The following is a 256-nucleotide window of genomic DNA, read 5'->3' as shown; positions in this document are numbered from 1 at the left end:
ACGGGCACAAGTTCTTATATGGGTACGAATGCTGCACCGCACAATTTCTTTTGCAAAGAATATCCTGATCTGCGCTGGGAAGATCTCACTGAGCTTCCCGAGTGACGGGTGCGATAGCGGCCGCTTCACGAAACGAGACCAAACGCCAGCTTCCTTCGTCCCACAGGATCAGCTTTACGCAGTGCCAGCTCTGCCACAGCGTGATCCTGCCGATCTCGCCGATTCCGGATGGTTTCGGAGCACTTCCGGGAGGCGG

1 pseudogene is annotated in these 256 nt (G+C 56.2%); it reads right to left on the bottom strand.

Annotated features, from left to right (window positions below):
* Positions 1–85 precede the first annotated feature (85 nt).
* Positions 86–256 (bottom strand): annotated as a pseudogene (locus EOD29_RS37670) (fatty acid desaturase); the annotation flags it as partial.

It is taken from the genome of Mesorhizobium sp. M1A.T.Ca.IN.004.03.1.1, from assembly GCF_003997555.1.
In the GTDB taxonomy this organism is placed as follows: Bacteria; Pseudomonadota; Alphaproteobacteria; order Rhizobiales; family Rhizobiaceae; genus Mesorhizobium.
This window is presented reverse-complemented; position numbering and strand designations above follow the sequence as displayed.